19 protein-coding genes are annotated in these 15229 nt (G+C 63.6%); 10 read left to right on the top strand and 9 right to left on the bottom strand.

Translation table 11 applies throughout. From position 1 onward, the window contains the following. Positions 1-69: 69 nt before the first annotated feature. The gene (locus RBH26_RS04335; RefSeq protein WP_306756802.1) at positions 70-291 is read right to left on the bottom strand and encodes a hypothetical protein; all 222 of its coding nucleotides are present in this window, start codon (positions 289-291) and stop codon (positions 70-72) included. Positions 292-773: 482 nt separating this feature from the next. Between RBH26_RS04335 and treF the strand changes: the two genes are divergently transcribed. From treF to RBH26_RS04315, 4 genes are all read left to right on the top strand, one after another. Then, positions 774-2309, top strand: coding sequence for an alpha,alpha-trehalase TreF (gene treF / locus RBH26_RS04330; RefSeq protein WP_306756801.1), 1536 nt, complete (start codon positions 774-776; stop codon positions 2307-2309). Between the two features lie 213 nt (positions 2310-2522). Further along, complete coding sequence (locus RBH26_RS04325; RefSeq protein ID WP_306756800.1) at positions 2523-3170, top strand: bifunctional 4-hydroxy-2-oxoglutarate aldolase/2-dehydro-3-deoxy-phosphogluconate aldolase; 648 nt, start codon at positions 2523-2525, stop codon at positions 3168-3170. Positions 3171-3267: 97 nt separating this feature from the next. Continuing rightward, a complete protein-coding gene (locus RBH26_RS04320; protein ID WP_306756799.1) occupies positions 3268-4506 on the top strand; it encodes a mandelate racemase/muconate lactonizing enzyme family protein in 1239 nt (412 codons plus the stop codon). Positions 4507-4779: 273 nt separating this feature from the next. Next, complete coding sequence (locus RBH26_RS04315) at positions 4780-5868, top strand: trypsin-like peptidase domain-containing protein (protein ID WP_306756797.1); 1089 nt, start codon at positions 4780-4782, stop codon at positions 5866-5868. Positions 5869-5911: 43 nt separating this feature from the next. Here RBH26_RS04315 and RBH26_RS04310 read toward each other — a convergent pair whose 3' ends face one another. Next, on the bottom strand, positions 5912-6136 hold the full coding sequence (locus RBH26_RS04310; protein ID WP_306756795.1) for a hypothetical protein: 225 nt from the start codon (positions 6134-6136) through the stop codon (positions 5912-5914). Between the two features lie 37 nt (positions 6137-6173). Next, entirely contained in the window at positions 6174-6329 is a 156-nt protein-coding gene (locus RBH26_RS04305; protein WP_306756794.1) for a hypothetical protein, read from the bottom strand. Positions 6330-6460: 131 nt separating this feature from the next. On the opposite strand from RBH26_RS04305, the gene RBH26_RS04300 reads away from it, so the two are divergent. Next, the gene (locus RBH26_RS04300) at positions 6461-6640 is read left to right on the top strand and encodes a protein translocase SEC61 complex subunit gamma (protein WP_306756792.1); all 180 of its coding nucleotides are present in this window, start codon (positions 6461-6463) and stop codon (positions 6638-6640) included. Next, complete coding sequence (locus tag RBH26_RS04295; RefSeq protein WP_306756789.1) at positions 6640-7077, top strand: transcription elongation factor Spt5; 438 nt, start codon at positions 6640-6642, stop codon at positions 7075-7077. Before RBH26_RS04300 ends, RBH26_RS04295 begins: the two co-directional genes overlap by 1 nt. 20 nt (positions 7078-7097) lie before the next feature. On the opposite strand, the gene RBH26_RS04290 is transcribed toward RBH26_RS04295, so the two are convergent. Beyond that, positions 7098-8489, bottom strand: coding sequence for a TIGR00341 family protein (locus tag RBH26_RS04290; protein WP_306756787.1), 1392 nt, complete (start codon positions 8487-8489; stop codon positions 7098-7100). Positions 8490-8729: 240 nt separating this feature from the next. Continuing rightward, a complete protein-coding gene (locus RBH26_RS04285; protein ID WP_306756785.1) occupies positions 8730-9017 on the bottom strand; it encodes a hypothetical protein in 288 nt (95 codons plus the stop codon). 128 nt (positions 9018-9145) lie between these two features. Here RBH26_RS04285 and RBH26_RS04280 point away from each other — a divergent pair, with 128 nt between their 5' ends. Further along, positions 9146-9916 (top strand): PHP-associated domain-containing protein, encoded by a 771-nt coding sequence (locus RBH26_RS04280; protein WP_306756784.1) that lies wholly within the window; start codon positions 9146-9148, stop codon positions 9914-9916. A 76-nt stretch (positions 9917-9992) separates the two neighbouring features. Here RBH26_RS04280 and RBH26_RS04275 read toward each other — a convergent pair whose 3' ends face one another. After that, on the bottom strand, positions 9993-10175 hold the full coding sequence (locus RBH26_RS04275) for a hypothetical protein (protein ID WP_306756783.1): 183 nt from the start codon (positions 10173-10175) through the stop codon (positions 9993-9995). A gap of 134 nt (positions 10176-10309) precedes the next feature. Between RBH26_RS04275 and RBH26_RS04270 the strand changes: the two genes are divergently transcribed. Further along, positions 10310-10519 carry a dodecin family protein gene (locus RBH26_RS04270; RefSeq protein ID WP_306756781.1) on the top strand — a complete coding sequence of 70 codons (210 nt, stop codon included), beginning with the start codon at positions 10310-10312 and terminating at the stop codon, positions 10517-10519. Positions 10520-10551: 32 nt separating this feature from the next. Here RBH26_RS04270 and RBH26_RS04265 read toward each other — a convergent pair whose 3' ends face one another. From RBH26_RS04265 to RBH26_RS04255, 3 genes are read right to left on the bottom strand one after another with little or no spacing between them, the layout of a single operon-like run. After that, positions 10552-11028 (bottom strand): Mut7-C RNAse domain-containing protein, encoded by a 477-nt coding sequence (locus RBH26_RS04265; protein WP_306756779.1) that lies wholly within the window; start codon positions 11026-11028, stop codon positions 10552-10554. Between the two features lie 34 nt (positions 11029-11062). Then, entirely contained in the window at positions 11063-12814 is a 1752-nt protein-coding gene (gene polX / locus RBH26_RS04260; protein ID WP_306756778.1) for a DNA polymerase/3'-5' exonuclease PolX, read from the bottom strand. Further along, positions 12814-13254: a DUF5788 family protein gene (locus tag RBH26_RS04255; RefSeq protein ID WP_306756777.1), complete on the bottom strand. Its 441-nt coding sequence runs from the start codon at positions 13252-13254 to the stop codon at positions 12814-12816. The genes polX and RBH26_RS04255 overlap by 1 nt, the downstream gene beginning before the upstream one ends. Positions 13255-13415: 161 nt before the next feature. Here RBH26_RS04255 and RBH26_RS04250 point away from each other — a divergent pair, with 161 nt between their 5' ends. Together RBH26_RS04250 and RBH26_RS04245 are read left to right on the top strand one after the other, a co-directional pair. Continuing rightward, complete coding sequence (locus RBH26_RS04250; protein WP_306756776.1) at positions 13416-14372, top strand: rhomboid family intramembrane serine protease; 957 nt, start codon at positions 13416-13418, stop codon at positions 14370-14372. Between the two features lie 57 nt (positions 14373-14429). Beyond that, entirely contained in the window at positions 14430-15227 is a 798-nt protein-coding gene (locus RBH26_RS04245; RefSeq protein ID WP_306756775.1) for an endonuclease V, read from the top strand. Positions 15228-15229: the final 2 nt, after the last annotated feature.

The raw sequence follows: 15229 nt of genomic DNA, 5'->3' as shown, positions 1-15229 counted from the left end.
GCACAGGGAACGTATGTACGCTGATCTCGGCAAGCAGTTGAGGGCACGCCCGGAAGTACAGGACTGAAATCAGTCGAGTATGATATCTGCAACAGATCCAATATCGAGTAAGAGGGCAACTCCGAGTGCTACTCCTCCGAGCGACGTAAAAGTCAGATAACCGGGATTCCGACGGCTGAAGGGTTCTGTCTCGAACGGATTGCCTCCTGAAAAAGCATACGCGAGAGACACTATTACTCCCAGTAGACCAACAGTCAAAAAGAACAATCCAACGGTTATTCTTTTGTCCATAAACTGAATTGATTCCTTTATCTAGATATATCTTATTATCAATATGGTTGCAAACTAGCACGTGTAGTGACCGAATCGTCTGTTTCGATTTCAGTCGTCTTTCTGAATGAAGAACGCGTGCTATTCTCTCCTGCAATCACTCGAGTCCGAGCGATCGAATTCGATTTGGACTTTCGACGAACGTGGGGCAGCCGAATCTGTGAGACGGCGCGTCGGTGGCGAAATCGCCGATCCAACGGCGGGAAACTCGAGACTCGAGACGACCCACCGTAGCGCTCCGATAGCGCCGTAGCGTACTCCCGGCCTCTCCTCGAGTCGGCCGACTCGAAGACGAACGAGTACTCGAATCGGGATTCGCGTCGGCTCACGGCCACTTTCTGGCCAATCCTGTCACCTTCATATTACCGTCTACCGAAGCGGAACGTCGCGAAACACATTCAGAATCTATTTTAACTATGTTTGTAAGAACTTCTACGAACGGTATGGAATCGGAAACGACTGCTATCGCTGACTCTCATCTCGAGGGAGAGCTCTTTACTGCCGTCCAGCGCAACGGCGTCTTCGCGGATTCGAAGCGATTCGTCGACTGCGTGCCGCTGTCGGATCCGCGTCGGATCGCACGGTCGTTCGCGGACGAACGAGACGAGCCGGGATTCGATCTTCATGCGTTCGTCGAGACCCATTTCGACGTCGCCGGCGAGACGGAGCCACACGTGATCGACGGCGAGCGATCGATGGAAGCACACATCGATCAGCTCTGGTCACATCTCAGACGGGAACAGACGAAACAGAACGAATACGACACGCTGATTTCGCTGCCGAACCCACACGTCGTCCCCGGCGGTCGATTTCGCGAAGTGTACTACTGGGACAGTTACTTCGTCGCGGAGGGGTTGGCCGCGGCCGGTCGGTTCGACGCCGTCGTCGACATGGTCGAAAACGTCGCCAGCCTCGTCGACCGATACGGGTTCGTCCCGAACGGCAATCGGACGTACTACCGGACTCGGTCGCAGCTACCGCTGTTCTGTCGGATGGTGTCGATACTCGTCCGACGAAACGGCGTGGACGCGGCCACGCCGTATCTGCCGCGACTCGAGCAGGAGTACTCGTTCTGGATGGACGGCAGCGACGACGTCGACCGGACCGATCCCGCTCACCGGCGTGTCGTCCAGATCGGAGATCACGTGCTGAACCGATACTGGGACGACGAGTCCGCGCCACGAAAGGAGTCGTATCGAGAAGATCGCGAAATCGCCGCCGACGTTGCGCCCACGGAGCGACCCGAACTCTACCGCCACATCCGCGCAGCGTGTGAGTCGGGGTGGGACTTCAGCAGTCGGTGGCTCGCGGATCCAGACGACTTCGCGTCGATCCGGACGACGGATCTCGTTCCGGTGGACCTCAACGCGGCGCTGTACGACGTCGAACGGAAACTCGCGAAGTGGTTCGCGGCCCACGATAAACCGACAGTCGCAGACGAGTATCGGGCGGCGGCCGACCGCCGTCGACGGGCCGTCGACGAGTACTGCTGGGATCCGGACGATGGCTTCTATTTCGACTACTGCTGGACGGCGAGTCGCCGGACCGATCGGTGGTCGTCGGCGGCGGTTGCGCCGCTGTACTTCGGACTGGCGTCGGACGAACAGGCGACGGCGGTGGCGACTACACTCGAGGAACGGTTCCTCGAGCGCGGCGGGCTCGTGACGACGCTGACCCGATCCGGCGAGCAGTGGGACGCGCCGAACGGCTGGGCGCCGTTGCAGTGGATGGCCGTCGAAGGGCTTCGCCGATACGGGATCGATGACCTCGCCGACGAGATCGAGCGGCGGTGGCTCACGCTCAACCGGCGCGTCTTCGACGACGCCGGGAAGCTGGTCGAAAAGTACGACGTGATCGATCCCGATCGCGAGGCTGGCGGCGGCGAGTACCCCCTTCAGGACGGGTTTGGATGGACCAACGCGGTCGTCGTCGCGCTTCAACGCGACGAGGACGTACGGCTCGAGGAGCCGACTCCGTAGCGATACCTGCTACTGCCGGACAGCAGTCAGTGAACCATCGGTGAACAGTGCTGTCCGACAGTAGACACCTCGTAGACGAACACGGTGGCGTCGATCGGTTTCGACGGATCGCCGAAAGTTCTGTTTTTCGCCCTCGAGTAAACTTCTTTGAGCGGGGGCGCGAACGGCCCGTCGTGATGATCGATCACGACCACGCGCTCGGAGGGATCGCCGATGACTGACGTCCGGACGGTCAGAGACCGCCTCGCCGAAAGCGGCGTCGTCGCCGTGCTCCGTGGGATCGACGAAGATCTGATCGTACCCGTCGCTCGAGCGATCCACGAGGGTGGCGTCGACGCGCTCGAGATCACCGCGGACGGGACGCGCGCGAGCGAACGGATCGCAGCCGTCGACCGCGAGCTATCGGACGCGATCGTGGGTGCAGGAACTGTCCTCGACGCGCCGACGGCCCAGTCGGTAATCGATGCAGGCGCCGAGTTCGTGGTCTCGCCACATACCAACGTCGAGACCGTCGAACTCTGCAATCGGCAGGGCGTCCTCGTGGCACCCGGAGTCATGACACCGACGGAAGCCGTCACGGCGATGGAGGCCGGTGCGGACGTTCTCAAACTGTTCCCCGCCTCGACCGTCGGCCCGGGCCACATCGGCGCGATCCGCGGTCCGCTCGGCGACGTCGACGTGATTCCGACCGGTGGGGTCTCCCCCGACAACGTGGAGTCGTTTTTCGAGGCCGGTGCCGTCGCCGTCGGCGCGGGCAGCGCGCTCGTCGACTACGACGCGATCGAAGCCGGCGACATGGACCGCGTCCGGGAACGTGCCGCCGCGTTCGTCGACGCAGTCGACGCAGCACGACGCGACTGATCTCGATCACGATCTCGAGATCGCCGAACGCGAGTCGCCCCCCGTCGATGCCGTCCTGATGGAAACTATTACTATCTTCGGAGTTAGTATTTATGGTATGGGTGTCGACTACACGACGCTACGCGATCCGAACGCGGAGTATACGATGCGAGATCTCTCGGCCGAGACGATGAACATCACGCGCGAGCGCGGCGACGGCCGCGATATCGAGATCACGGACGTCCAGACGACGATGATCGACGGCAACTTCCCGTGGACGCTCGTGCGGATCTACACGGACGCCGGGATCGTCGGCACCGGTGAAGCCTACTGGGGGGCCGGCGCACCGGAGTTGATCGAACGAATGGTGCCGTTCCTGCAGGGTGAGAATCCGCTGGATATCGACCGCCTGACCGAACACCTCGTCCAGAAGATGTCCGGCGAGGGCTCGATCGGCGGCGTCACTGTCACCGCCATTTCGGGTATCGAGGTTGCCCTCCACGACCTGGTCGGCAAGATCCTCGAGGTGCCCGCCTATCAACTGCTGGGCGGCAAATATCGTGACGAAGTCCGGGTCTACTGTGACTGTCACACCGAAGAAGAGGCCGATCCGATCGCGTGTGCCGACGAGGCCGAACGCGTCGTCGAGGAACTGGGCTACGACGCGTTGAAGTTCGACCTCGACGTCCCCTCCGGCCACGAGAAAGACCGCGCGAACCGGCACCTCCGGGCTCCCGAGATCGAACACAAAGCCTCGATCGTCGAGGCGATCACCGACCGCGTCGGCTCGCGGGCCGACGTCGCCTTCGACTGTCACTGGACGTTCTCGGGCGGCAGCGCGAAGCGACTGGCAAAGCGATTAGAGGAGTACGACGTCTGGTGGCTCGAGGACCCCGTCCCGCCGGAGAACCACGACGTGCAACGCGAGGTCTCCCAGCACACCACGACGCCGATCACCGTCGGCGAGAACGTCTACCGAAAGCACGGCCAGCGCCGTCTCCTCGAGGAGCAGGCAGTCGACATCATCGCCCCCGATATGCCCAAGGTCGGTGGGATGCGCGAAACCCGGAAGATCGCCGACCTGGCGGACCTCTACTACGTGCCGGTCGCGATGCACAACGTTGCCTCACCGATCGCGACGATGGGCAGCGCCCACGTCGGCGCCGCGATTCCGAACGCACTCGCCGTCGAGTACCACTCCTACGAACTCGACTGGTGGGGCGATCTCGTCGAGGAAGACGTTATCGAGGACGGCTACATCGAAATTCCCGAGGCGCCCGGCCTCGGCGTGACCCTCGACATGGACGTCGTTGAGGAGCACATGGTCGAAGGCGAGGAACTCTTCGACGAAGCGTAGAGTAACCACTGAAACGATTTACACACCGATCCCGGGACTCGCGGATTACGTCGGTCTCGCTCGCCAGTTCGCGGGGCTCGCTCCGGTGGGCGCATCGACCCGCGCTCCCGTGGGGCGATCGGGTTCCCACTGACGGTCAGTGGCTACTATCGGTCTCGACTACAGCCTCGGCGGATCGCCACGGCGAGACAGCGTCTCGCGGCCGTCGTCGGTATCCGATAGGATGGACGTGCTGGGACGTGTTTTATTGGAGCGGTCGGGGTATCGGTCGGTATGCCGCCAGACCATCCACGCGTTACGCGTCGTCGGCTACTGCAACTGAGCGCCGGGGCCGCGACCGCGACCGCACTCGGTGGAGGTGTCGCCGCCGCGAGCGCTCAAGAGGAGCCCGAGTTCGAAGGCGAGGGAGCGTACGCCGAGATTTACGAGGAGACGATCGACGACGTCGTCCTCGTCAACGTCTTCGGTACCGACGGGCCGGGCGAGGACGGCATCGGCGGGCTCGGATCTGGGTTCGTCGTCGACGACTACGTCGTCACGAATCACCACGTCGTCGGCGGTGCGAGCGAGGTCGAACTCCAGTTCGTCGACGAACAGTGGCGAACAGCCGACGTCGCCGGCACGGACGTCCACAGCGATCTGGCCGTCCTCGAGGTCGACGACATACCCGACGGCCCCGACGGCCTCTCCTTTACGACCGACGAGCCCACGATCGGGGCAGAGGTCCTCGCACTCGGCAATCCGCTCGGACTCGACGCGTCGATCTCACAGGGGATCATCAGCGGCATCGACCGATCGCTACCGAGTCCGACGGGGTTCTCGATTCCCGCGGCGATCCAGACCGACGCGCCCGTCAATCCCGGCAACAGCGGCGGCCCGCTCGTGAATCTCGAGGGGGACGTCGCCGGCGTCGTCTTCGCCGGTGCCGGCCAGACGATCGGCTTTGCTATCTCGGCTGCCCTCGCCGATCGCGTCGTTCCCACACTCGTCGAGGATGGCGAGTACGACCACGCCTACATGGGTGTCAGCGTCTTCCCGGTCGGCCCACTGGTCGCAGACGCCAACGACCTCGAGGAGCCACGCGGCGTCCTGATCATGGACATCGTCTCGGATTCGCCAGCCGACGGCGTTCTCGAGCCGGCCGACGAGACGACGACCGTCGACGGCGACCCCGTTCCGACCGGTGGCGACGTCATCGTCGCGATCGACGACAACGAGATTCCGAACCAAGATCTCCTTTCCTCGACGATTGCACTCGAGACCTCACCCGGCGACACGATCGACGTCGAGGTCGTCCGCGACGGCGAACGGGAGACCGTCGAACTGACGCTCGAGGAGCGACCCGAAATCGACATGCCCTGATCGGGTCCCCGTCTTGCCGTTCCGGCGACGCGACGAGTCGGGCCTACGACCGGAACAGCCGATACAGCCCGACGAGTCCGAGCCAGAGCCACACGAGTACGACCGTGGATGCGACGAACAAGACGATACCCGCCCGCGTCAGCGGCCGACCGAGAAACTCGAGGACCACGACGACGACGAAAAAGACGGCGAGGAGAACGAGCTCGAACCGCACCGACCGAACCACCTCCTCGAGATACGGATTGTCGGGATCCCAACCGGGTAGCATCGTCGTCGATATACGGTTTCGCTACAGAAATATGTCATCAAGTGACATCTCGGTGATGACCGCGGCCGGCGACACGAGGCGCCCGGAACGGTGTCGGGTAATACTGTTGGTCGACGCGCTCCATTTCGTCCTCGATTTCGGCCTCCCGTTCCGCCTCGTATTCGTCCGTGCGGTCGGTGTCGTCTTCGGCCATGACACCCGGAGTACACACTCGAGCGGTTTGGTCGACGGGCCGTCGAGTGCAACGTCGAAACCTGTCGTTAGCTTGAACCGTCGGCTAACACGAAAGACAGATAAAAGACGCAGCGTTGTGAACGGATAGATATGGACGTTCCGTACGACTTGACCTCCTACGTTCGGGTGTTGAAGATGGCGACGACACCCACCACCGAGGAGTTCCTCCAGGTGTCGAAAATCGCCGGTGCAGGGATCCTGCTGATCGGACTGATCGGGTTCGTCATCACTGGCATCATGCTCCTGCTGACTGGCGGCGGTGGTATCTGATGGGTATCTACGCCGTCAAGACCACAGCCAGTCAGGAGCGCACCGTCGCAGATATGATCATCAACCGCGAGGAGCCGGAGATCCACGCCGCGCTCGCGCCCGACTCGTTGACCTCCTATGTGATGGTCGAGGCCGAGGGGGATGCCGTCCTCAACCGCGTACTCGAGGACATTCCCCACGCACGTAGTATCGTCCCCGGTACCTCCGACATTTCGGAGGTCGAACACTTCCTCTCGCCCAAGCCGGACGTCGAGGGGATCGCCGAGGGCGACATCGTCGAACTCATCGCCGGACCGTTCAAAGGCGAGAAGGCACAGGTCCAGCGCATCGACGAGGGCAAGGATCAGGTGACCGTCGAACTGTACGAGGCGACGGTGCCGATTCCAGTGACCGTACGGGGCGACCAGATTCGCGTGCTCGATTCCGACGAGCGGTAGCCTGTCGGGGCATGCGACGGTTATGACGGGGCCGCGAGCGAAGCGAGCGACGACGGCGAATTCGATTCTAGAGCGGGGTCGGACGGTGACGATTCCACCGGCTGTTCTCGAGGGTCCAGCGTCTCACCGTGTGACGTGAGAAACTGTACCTCGAGTTCGATCGAGTCGTCGACGTGTGGCTCGATCGCCGTCGCGAGGCGTGCGGTCAGTGCTGAATCCAGATCAGTCTCGGGGCCCGTGATAGTGATGACGACGCGATCGATGGAGCGAATCGGATACTCGGCGTCGAGTTCGACCGCCACCGTTTCGGCCTCGAGTCGGTCGTACTCCGGATCGGCGAGGACGCCGTCGACGCCGGCTTCGACGTCCGATTCCAGCTGTGCAGCCCGAAGTTCGACGATCGTCGCGCTGACGAGTGGGAGCAACAGGAGGAGGATAATCAGCCCGATGACAGCCGCAAACACGACCGTCTGTCGACGGGCAGTCGAGACGGTGAACAGCCCCGGCGGACGGTAGCCACCGCCCCACAGCGTCACCAGTGCGGCGAAGTTGATCGACAGTGCGTTGACCAGCGTGAGTATGAGCGCCCCGCCGGCCGCGCCATAGATTCCCCAGGCGAGGGCGATCCCGACTGCTGCGGCCGGCGGGATCAGCGCCGCGGCGATCATGACGCCGACGATCGCCTCCGACAGCTCCCGCGTGAGACTCAGGATACCCGCGACGCCGGCACCGAGTGCGATGACGAGGGCGAGTAGGTTCGGCGCGACCCGTTCTTCGAGCTCCGCGATGGCGACGATATCGATTCCGGCCGGCTCGAGACCGATGACTCGAACGAGTCCAGCGAACAGAATCGAACCGAGGACGGCGATACCGAGGCCGCTGAACTGGTAGGCGAGGCCGATCGATCTGAGTTCGGAGTCGGCGATGACGGTGCCGATGCTCGCAGCGAGTGCTGGTCCGATCAGCGGCGCGATCACCATCGAGCCGACGACGACAGCCGGCGAGTCGAGCAAGAGCCCGGACGTCGCGACGATCGCGCTGATGAAGGTCATCGTCGCGTAGACGGCAAACGACGGCGTTAGATCCGCCGCCCTCGTCTGTAGCTCGTGTCTCGAGATGCGACCGCCGGCCGGTCTGCCACGACTGTACTGCTCTTTGAGCCGGGCGAAATCGTCCGAGAGTATCGTTTCAGCGTCGATGACGACGATGCTTGCATCGTCGCTGATTCCGGCCTCGGTCAACCGATCGAGGACCTGTTCGACAGCCTGACTCGGGATCGGAAACCGGACGACGGCGACGTAGTCGCGGCCGCTGGTCTCGTCGCTGACGACGTAGTTGATCCCCTCGTCTTCGAGGATCTCGAGAACTGCACCTTTCCGACCAGTCGGAACCGTGACCTCGACGTAGCGCACGGCCGAAACGACCACGGTGGATCATATACTGGTTTTCGACGGCCAGCGGTGAGTCACGATCGAACGTGTTTTCAACTGCTTGGAAACTCCAGATGCGAAGAAAGCGAGCAAAGCGGCTGTACTGCCGGACAGAAGTCATCGAAGCGCGTTCGCCGACGGGAGCAGCAAACCCTCACACTAGTTTTATCCGGTAGATGATACCGCTCGAGGTGACGGGGACCTGACCGACAGTCGTCCGTACTACTGTTTCAGTTCGCGAGCGATCGCCTGCATGTCGGCGACGTCTTCGATCTCCGCCAGGAGTTCCTCGCGCTTGCGGACGTCCTCCGAACTGGCGCCGTAGGCACGGACGTACTCGGCTCGACTGTGTTCGGTAAACGCGTGGCGAATCGCGAGATACCCGTCAGGGACGACGGTGCCACAGACCTTACACTCCCGTCGTTCGTGTTCCGTCGCCTGATGGACGACGGTCGCCTCGACGTCCTCGAACACCGCGCCACAGCCGTCGATTCCGCATTCCCAGGCCATTCACAATCACTGATGTATCGAACGGCCGACCTAATGATCCTTTCGCAGCCGAGGGACGCGGTCGACGGCGGCCCCCGAGTGGCCCGAAAATCAGAATTCATAACTCGACCGTCTCGAAAGACGGTGTCGTGAGCGAGGGCACAGCCGCGGAGACGCGAGTCGACTGTCACGTGAAGGTGCTCGACGACGCGGTCGTCGAGCGAGCGATCGACGCCGGGCTCGACGCGATCGTCTACGCGCCACACTTCACGCGAATCCCTGATATCCGCCGGGAAGCACGCCGCTACTCGAGCGAGGAGCTCCGGGTCATTCCCGCTCGCGAGGTGTTTACCGGTTCGTGGCAGAACCGAAAACACGTCCTGGCGATCGGTCTCGAGGAGCCGGTGCCGGATTTCATCCCGCTGGAGACGGCGATGGCTGAGTTCGAGCGCCAGGAGGCGGCCGTTCTCGGCCCCCACCCCGAATTCGCGACCGTGAGTCTCGACGAATCGGACCTCCGGCAGTACCGGGAGGTCGTCGACGCCGTCGAGATCTTCAATCCGAAACACCTCCCATCACACAACCGACGCGCGCGCGATATCGCCGAGCGACTCGAGTATCCGCCGTTTACGTCCTCCTATGCCCATCTCCCACGGACTGTCGGCGTCGCCCACACGGCTTTCGAGGCGACGATCGACTCCGAGGACGACCTCGTCGAGGCGCTTCAGGACGACGTCGCCCGTCGCGTCGTCTACCACAACGGTAGTCGCCGCTGGCGAACGACGGCGGGCGAACTCGCCCATCTCTGTTACGAAAACACCTGGAAGAAGGTCGATCGGCTGTTTCTGTCGGGGACCGAGCCGACACATCCCGACCATATCGCCTACGACGGTCGGTTCGACGACGTTTCCGTCTACTGATACGGACTGCTGTCCCGCTGTCCTGCCGATCGTCAGCGGGGTCGGCGATCGGGAGACACAGTTACAGCGGTCCGCATCAGTCGTTGCGATGGTCCTCTCGATCCGTCTCTGCCTCGAGTGCGTCCGCGATCCGCTCGAGTTGAATCCCGATGTAACAGAGCGCCTGCGTCTGCATTATCGCCGGATCGGTACTCCACTCGTCGGTGATGTACGCAGCCTGTTTACCCGCTCGATCGAGGTGTTCGGTATCGTCTGACATAGCCACTCGAGGCGTTCGCTACCGAGACGTGAAACGGTTTGGACCGATCCGGACCCGGTCGAAATCGAGGCGTATGATCACGGCATTGTCACGCCCGAAGACTACCTCAGTCCGGCGTGTCCGTTCATTCGACCATGGGTGACACAGTCAAAGTCATCACGCTGACTGGTAATTCGACGGAATCGTGGGAAGACGCTGCCCAGAACGCGCTGGACGATGCCGACCAGACCATAGAGAATATCACCGGGATGGAGGTCGAGTCACAGACAGCCGAAGTCGAAGACGGAACGATCGAAGAGTACCGGACGACCCTCGACGTGGCGTTCGTCCTGGAAGGTCGATAGACCGACTCGCCGATGACGGCCGACGGTGCCGGCTACCGGTCCTCGACCGGTTCCCCGCCGTCGTCGTCGATCCTCGAGAGCGTTCGGTCGACCCGCTCCCAGTGGCTTCCCTGCCAGAACTGTTGCCCACAGCGGCTGCACCGCCAGACGTCGGTCTCCGCCGGATCGGGGGCGTACTCGGGCGTCGACGCCGACCGCCCGACGCGCTCGAGGCGACCGTTACACCGCCCACAAAACGTCGGCTCGTCGGCCAGCGTAAGAGAAACGCCGGCGGCCGTCAGTTCGGCGAGCTGGTCCTCGACGTCGCGTGACTCGAGCAGAATCGCGTCGTCGGCGCGGTTCGCGAGCGCGACGTCGCGGGTGAGCAGGGTTCGGTTCTCTTCTCGAGCGAGTTCGAGCAGTTCGTCGTCGGCCTCGAGGCCGCGGTCGCCGGCGTAGACGGTGTCGTGGTTGCACATCCGCAGGTAAGCGACGAGCCCGCCACACATGACGTCGAGGAGCACTCGCATGGTCGATATCGAGAGGCGTGATTCGGAAGCAGTCTCAGTGGAGGAACGCGCGGAGTTCCTCGAGTTCCCAGGTGTTGATCACGTCGTCGGCTTCGGCCCAGCCACGACGCGCCGTGTGGACGCCCCAGCGCATGTACTCCAGTGTCGAGGGCTGGTGGGCGTCGGTGTTGATCGAGATCGGCGCGCCCGCCTCGAGGGCGGCCTGGACGGCGCTTCCCCAGAGGTCGAGCCGTCGGGGATTGGAGTTGATCTCGAGAGCGGTATCGTGTTCGGCGGCGGCCGCACCGAGTGCCGTCGCGTCGAAGTCGAGCCCTGAGCGTTCGTTGAGCAGCCGGCCGCTGGGATGGCCGAGCACGTCGATATCGGGGTTCTCGATTGCGGTGATGAGTCGTTCGGTGGCCGTCTCGGCGTCCTGGTCGAGCGCGCTGTGGGGCGAGGCGACGATCACGTCGAGTGCGTCGATCACCGCCTCGGAGAGATCGATCTCGCCTCGGGCGTCGACGTTGGCCTCGATGCCGGCGACGACCTCGATCTCACTGGCGGCGTCGACCTCGCGGACCGCTTCGACCTGCTCTAGGATCTCCGTGTCGGAGAGGCCCATGTTGCCGACGACGCCGGGACCGTCGGCGTGGTCGGCGACGGCGTAGAACTCATAACCCATCCCTTCGGCGGCCTCGACCATCGCCTCGATCGACGTGTTGCCGTCGGACCACTCGGTGTGGCTGTGGAGGTCGCCCCGGATGTCGTCGCGCGTGACGAGTTCCGGCAGTTCGCCACGTTCGGCGGCCTCGATCTCCCCGCGATCCTCGCGGAGTTCCGGCGGAATCCACGGGAGATCGAGCGCCTCGTACATCCCCGACTCGGTCTCGCCGGCGACGCGCTCGCCGATCCGCTGGCCGGCTTCGGTCTCGGCGACGTCCGAGACGTCGAAGGCGCCGTACTCGTTTAACTTCATCTCGCGGTCGATCGCGTAGTTTCGAAGGGAGACGTTGTGGTCCTTGCTCCCCGTAAAGTACTGTAACGCGGAGCCGAACTCCTCGGGAACGACGACCCGGAGGTCGACTCGGATCTCGCCGACGCGGACGCTCGCCTTCTCCGGCCCGGACTCGATCTCGCTGTCGACGGAGTCCCAGTCGACGAACGCCTCGATCACGTCCTCGCCGGCCTCGGTTCCGACGAGGACGTCGACGTCACCGATCGTTTCCCGCCACCGGCGGATCGAACCGGCGACCTCACAGCGTTCGACGGCTTCGAGGCCCTCGAGAAAGGCGAGGACGTCGTCGGCGAGGGGTCGACCCTCCCCGAGCAAGTGACGTTGACCGATCTGGCGGGCGAACTCGAGGTTGTCCCGGATGTTCTGTTCCGTCTTGGGGCCAAAGCCCGTGACCTCCTGGATCTCGTTTGCTTCGGCGGCTTCCTCGAGGTCGTCTAAGGTTTCGATCCCGAGTTCGCGATAGAGTTTGCCGGCCGTTTTCGGGCCGACGCCCTCGATGCGCGTGATGTCGGCGATGTCGATCGGTAACTCGGCGCGTAGCTCCTCGAGTTCCTCGATCGCGCCGGTCTCGACGTACTCGACGATCTTCGCGGAGATGGCGTCGCCGACGCCGTCGATCTCCTCGAGAATTGCCTCGTCGCCGTCCTCGATACGGTCGGCGATCGGGACGGGGTGGGCGCGGATGTTCTCGGCCGCCCGGCGGTACGCGCGGGGTTTGTACTCGACGTCGTCGGCCTCGAGTAGGTCGGCGAACTCCTCGAAGCGGCCGGCGATCTCGGCGTTGGTCGCCATTACCGGCCCCTCCGTGAGGCGCCGTCGTCCGCTCGACCCAGCGCCTTCTTGAGAAACGACATCCAGCGTTTCTTGTCGGCGGCCTGCTTTGCCTGCTGCTCACGCTCGAGATCCGTCGGTCCAAGGCTCTCTAAGGCGTTTAACGCGCGATCGATCCCGATGATGCTCTGGGCGAGTTCCTCGCCTTTCTCACGGGAGATGTCGCCTTCTTCGATGGCCTCGAGGCGCTCGGTTCGCTCCCGACGGAGGTTCCGTTTGGCCTGCTCGACGCGGTCGCGCTCGCCCGGCGGGACCGTCTCGCGGCGCTTGATCTCGAAGACGAACGTTCGCAGGTCGATCGCCTCGCCCTGGACGGTGATCGTCTCCGGAATGTCCGCGCCGACGGTCGCACCCTCGCGCTCGACGCGCTCGAGCAACTGCTTTCGCTCGTACTCTTGCACGTCTGAATATGGGAGTTCGGCGTGCAAAAATGTACAGTCCCACGGGCGGTCCTGGCTGACCGATCGGCGTGTCGGACGTGGGTGTTCGCGGGCGTGGGTGTTGTTACCGTCAGGGAAACGAACCCCAAATCCCTTAGCGGTCCCACTCTTACCCCTCGTCAATGGCGAAGTGCGACGTGTGTGGGAAAGACGAAAGCATGCCCTACAACTGTCGGCACTGTGGGGGCACGTACTGCGGTGAACACCGCTTGCCGGAGAATCACGACTGTACGGGCCTCCAGGACTGGAACGATCCCAGCGGCGTCTTCGACAGTGGGTTCGACGACAGCGTAAACGGTGGGGCCAGTGGCGGCGGCACCTCGAGGGCCTCGAGTCTTAAAGACAAGATCCCGATCGATACCGGACCGGGCGGGCCGCTCGCGTACTTCCGCGGGAACATGACGTACACGTTCCTCGCGTTGATGTGGATCACGTTCCTGTTCCAGTGGATCGTGCTCCTCGTTGGCGGTCCGGCGCTTCACAACGCGCTCTTTACGCTCTCGCCGGTCAACCCCGAGTACGTCTGGACGTGGGTCACCTCGATCTTCGCCCACAGTCCCGACAGGATCTTTCACATCGTCTTCAATAGCATCGTGATATTCTTCTTCGGCCCGCTCGTCGAGCGCTACGTCGGGTCGAAGGAGTTCGCGATCCTGTTTATCGTCAGCGGCGTCCTCGCCGGCCTGAGCCAGATCTCCCTTACGGCGTTGCAGGGTGGCACTACCGGCGTCCTCGGCGCCAGCGGCGCCGCGCTGGCCATCATGGGCGTCATCACGATCCTCAACCCCAAACTGACGGTCTACCTCATGTTCATGATCCCGATGCCGATCTGGATCCTGACTGCCTTTACCGCGGTCATCAGCGTCTTCTTCATCGGCGTCGGCGGTGGTGGCAACATCGCGCACATGGCCCACCTCGTCGGGCTCGGGATCGGCCTCGCCTACGGCGAGTACGTCAAACGCACCCAGAACGTCCGCGCGCCAAGCCAGTTCCAGCTCGGCGGTGGTCCTGGCGGCCCCGGTGGCCCGGGCGGTCCCGGTGGTCCTGGTGGTCCCGGCGGCGGTCGCCGTCGATTCTGAACCACTCGCCGTCGCAACCCCGACACTGATTTTCACTCGTTTCCAACGCCAACACTGATGGCCCCACCACGGCCCGATTTGGCACCCGACCCCGGCCTCGAGCGCGACGACATGGAGGCCCTGCAGCGTGACATCGCCGATGTAGCGGTCTTCGAGGACGACGTCGATTTCGATCCCGCGACGCTCGGTGACCCCCTCGCGGCGGCCTCGAGCCCCGACGACCCGCCGGTCGTCGTCGGCGTCGACCAGTCCTTTCTGACGAACGAGGCGGGCGAGCAGGATCGTGCGCTTTCGGCCGTCGTCGCCATGCGCGGCGAGGACGTCGTCGAACGCGTCCACGCGGTGACATCCCTCGAGATCCCCTACATCCCGGGCCTGCTCTCCTTTCGTGAAGGCCAGCCGATCCTCGCGGCGCTCGAGGAGCTGTCGGTCGACCCGGACCTCTGTCTGTTCGACGGCAGCGGCCGTATTCACTTCCGGCAGGCCGGAATCGCGACGCACATGGGCGTCGTTCGGGACGTCCCCAGTATCGGCGTCGCGAAGAGCCTGCTCTGTGGCTCACCACGGGGAGACCTCGAGAACCTCGCGGAAGGGGCCCGCGTCCCGATCGAAGCCAACGGCCGGGTCGACGCCCCGGATGGAACGCTGCTTGGCTATGCCGTCCAGACGCGCCAGTACGACTCCTCGAACCGGCACATCAACCCACTGTACGTGAGTCCGGGCCACCGCGTCGGCCCCGAGACGGCGGCCGACATCGCCCTCGCGCTCGCTTCGTCGTACAAACTCCCCGACCCCGTCCGGCTGGCAGACAGCTACGCCGACGAGGCAAAGCGAGAGCTCACCGGAGCCCGTTGATG

It is taken from the genome of Natronolimnohabitans sp. A-GB9 (assembly GCF_030848565.1).
Classification (GTDB): domain Archaea; phylum Halobacteriota; class Halobacteria; order Halobacteriales; family Natrialbaceae; genus Natronolimnohabitans.
This window is presented reverse-complemented; position numbering and strand designations above follow the sequence as displayed.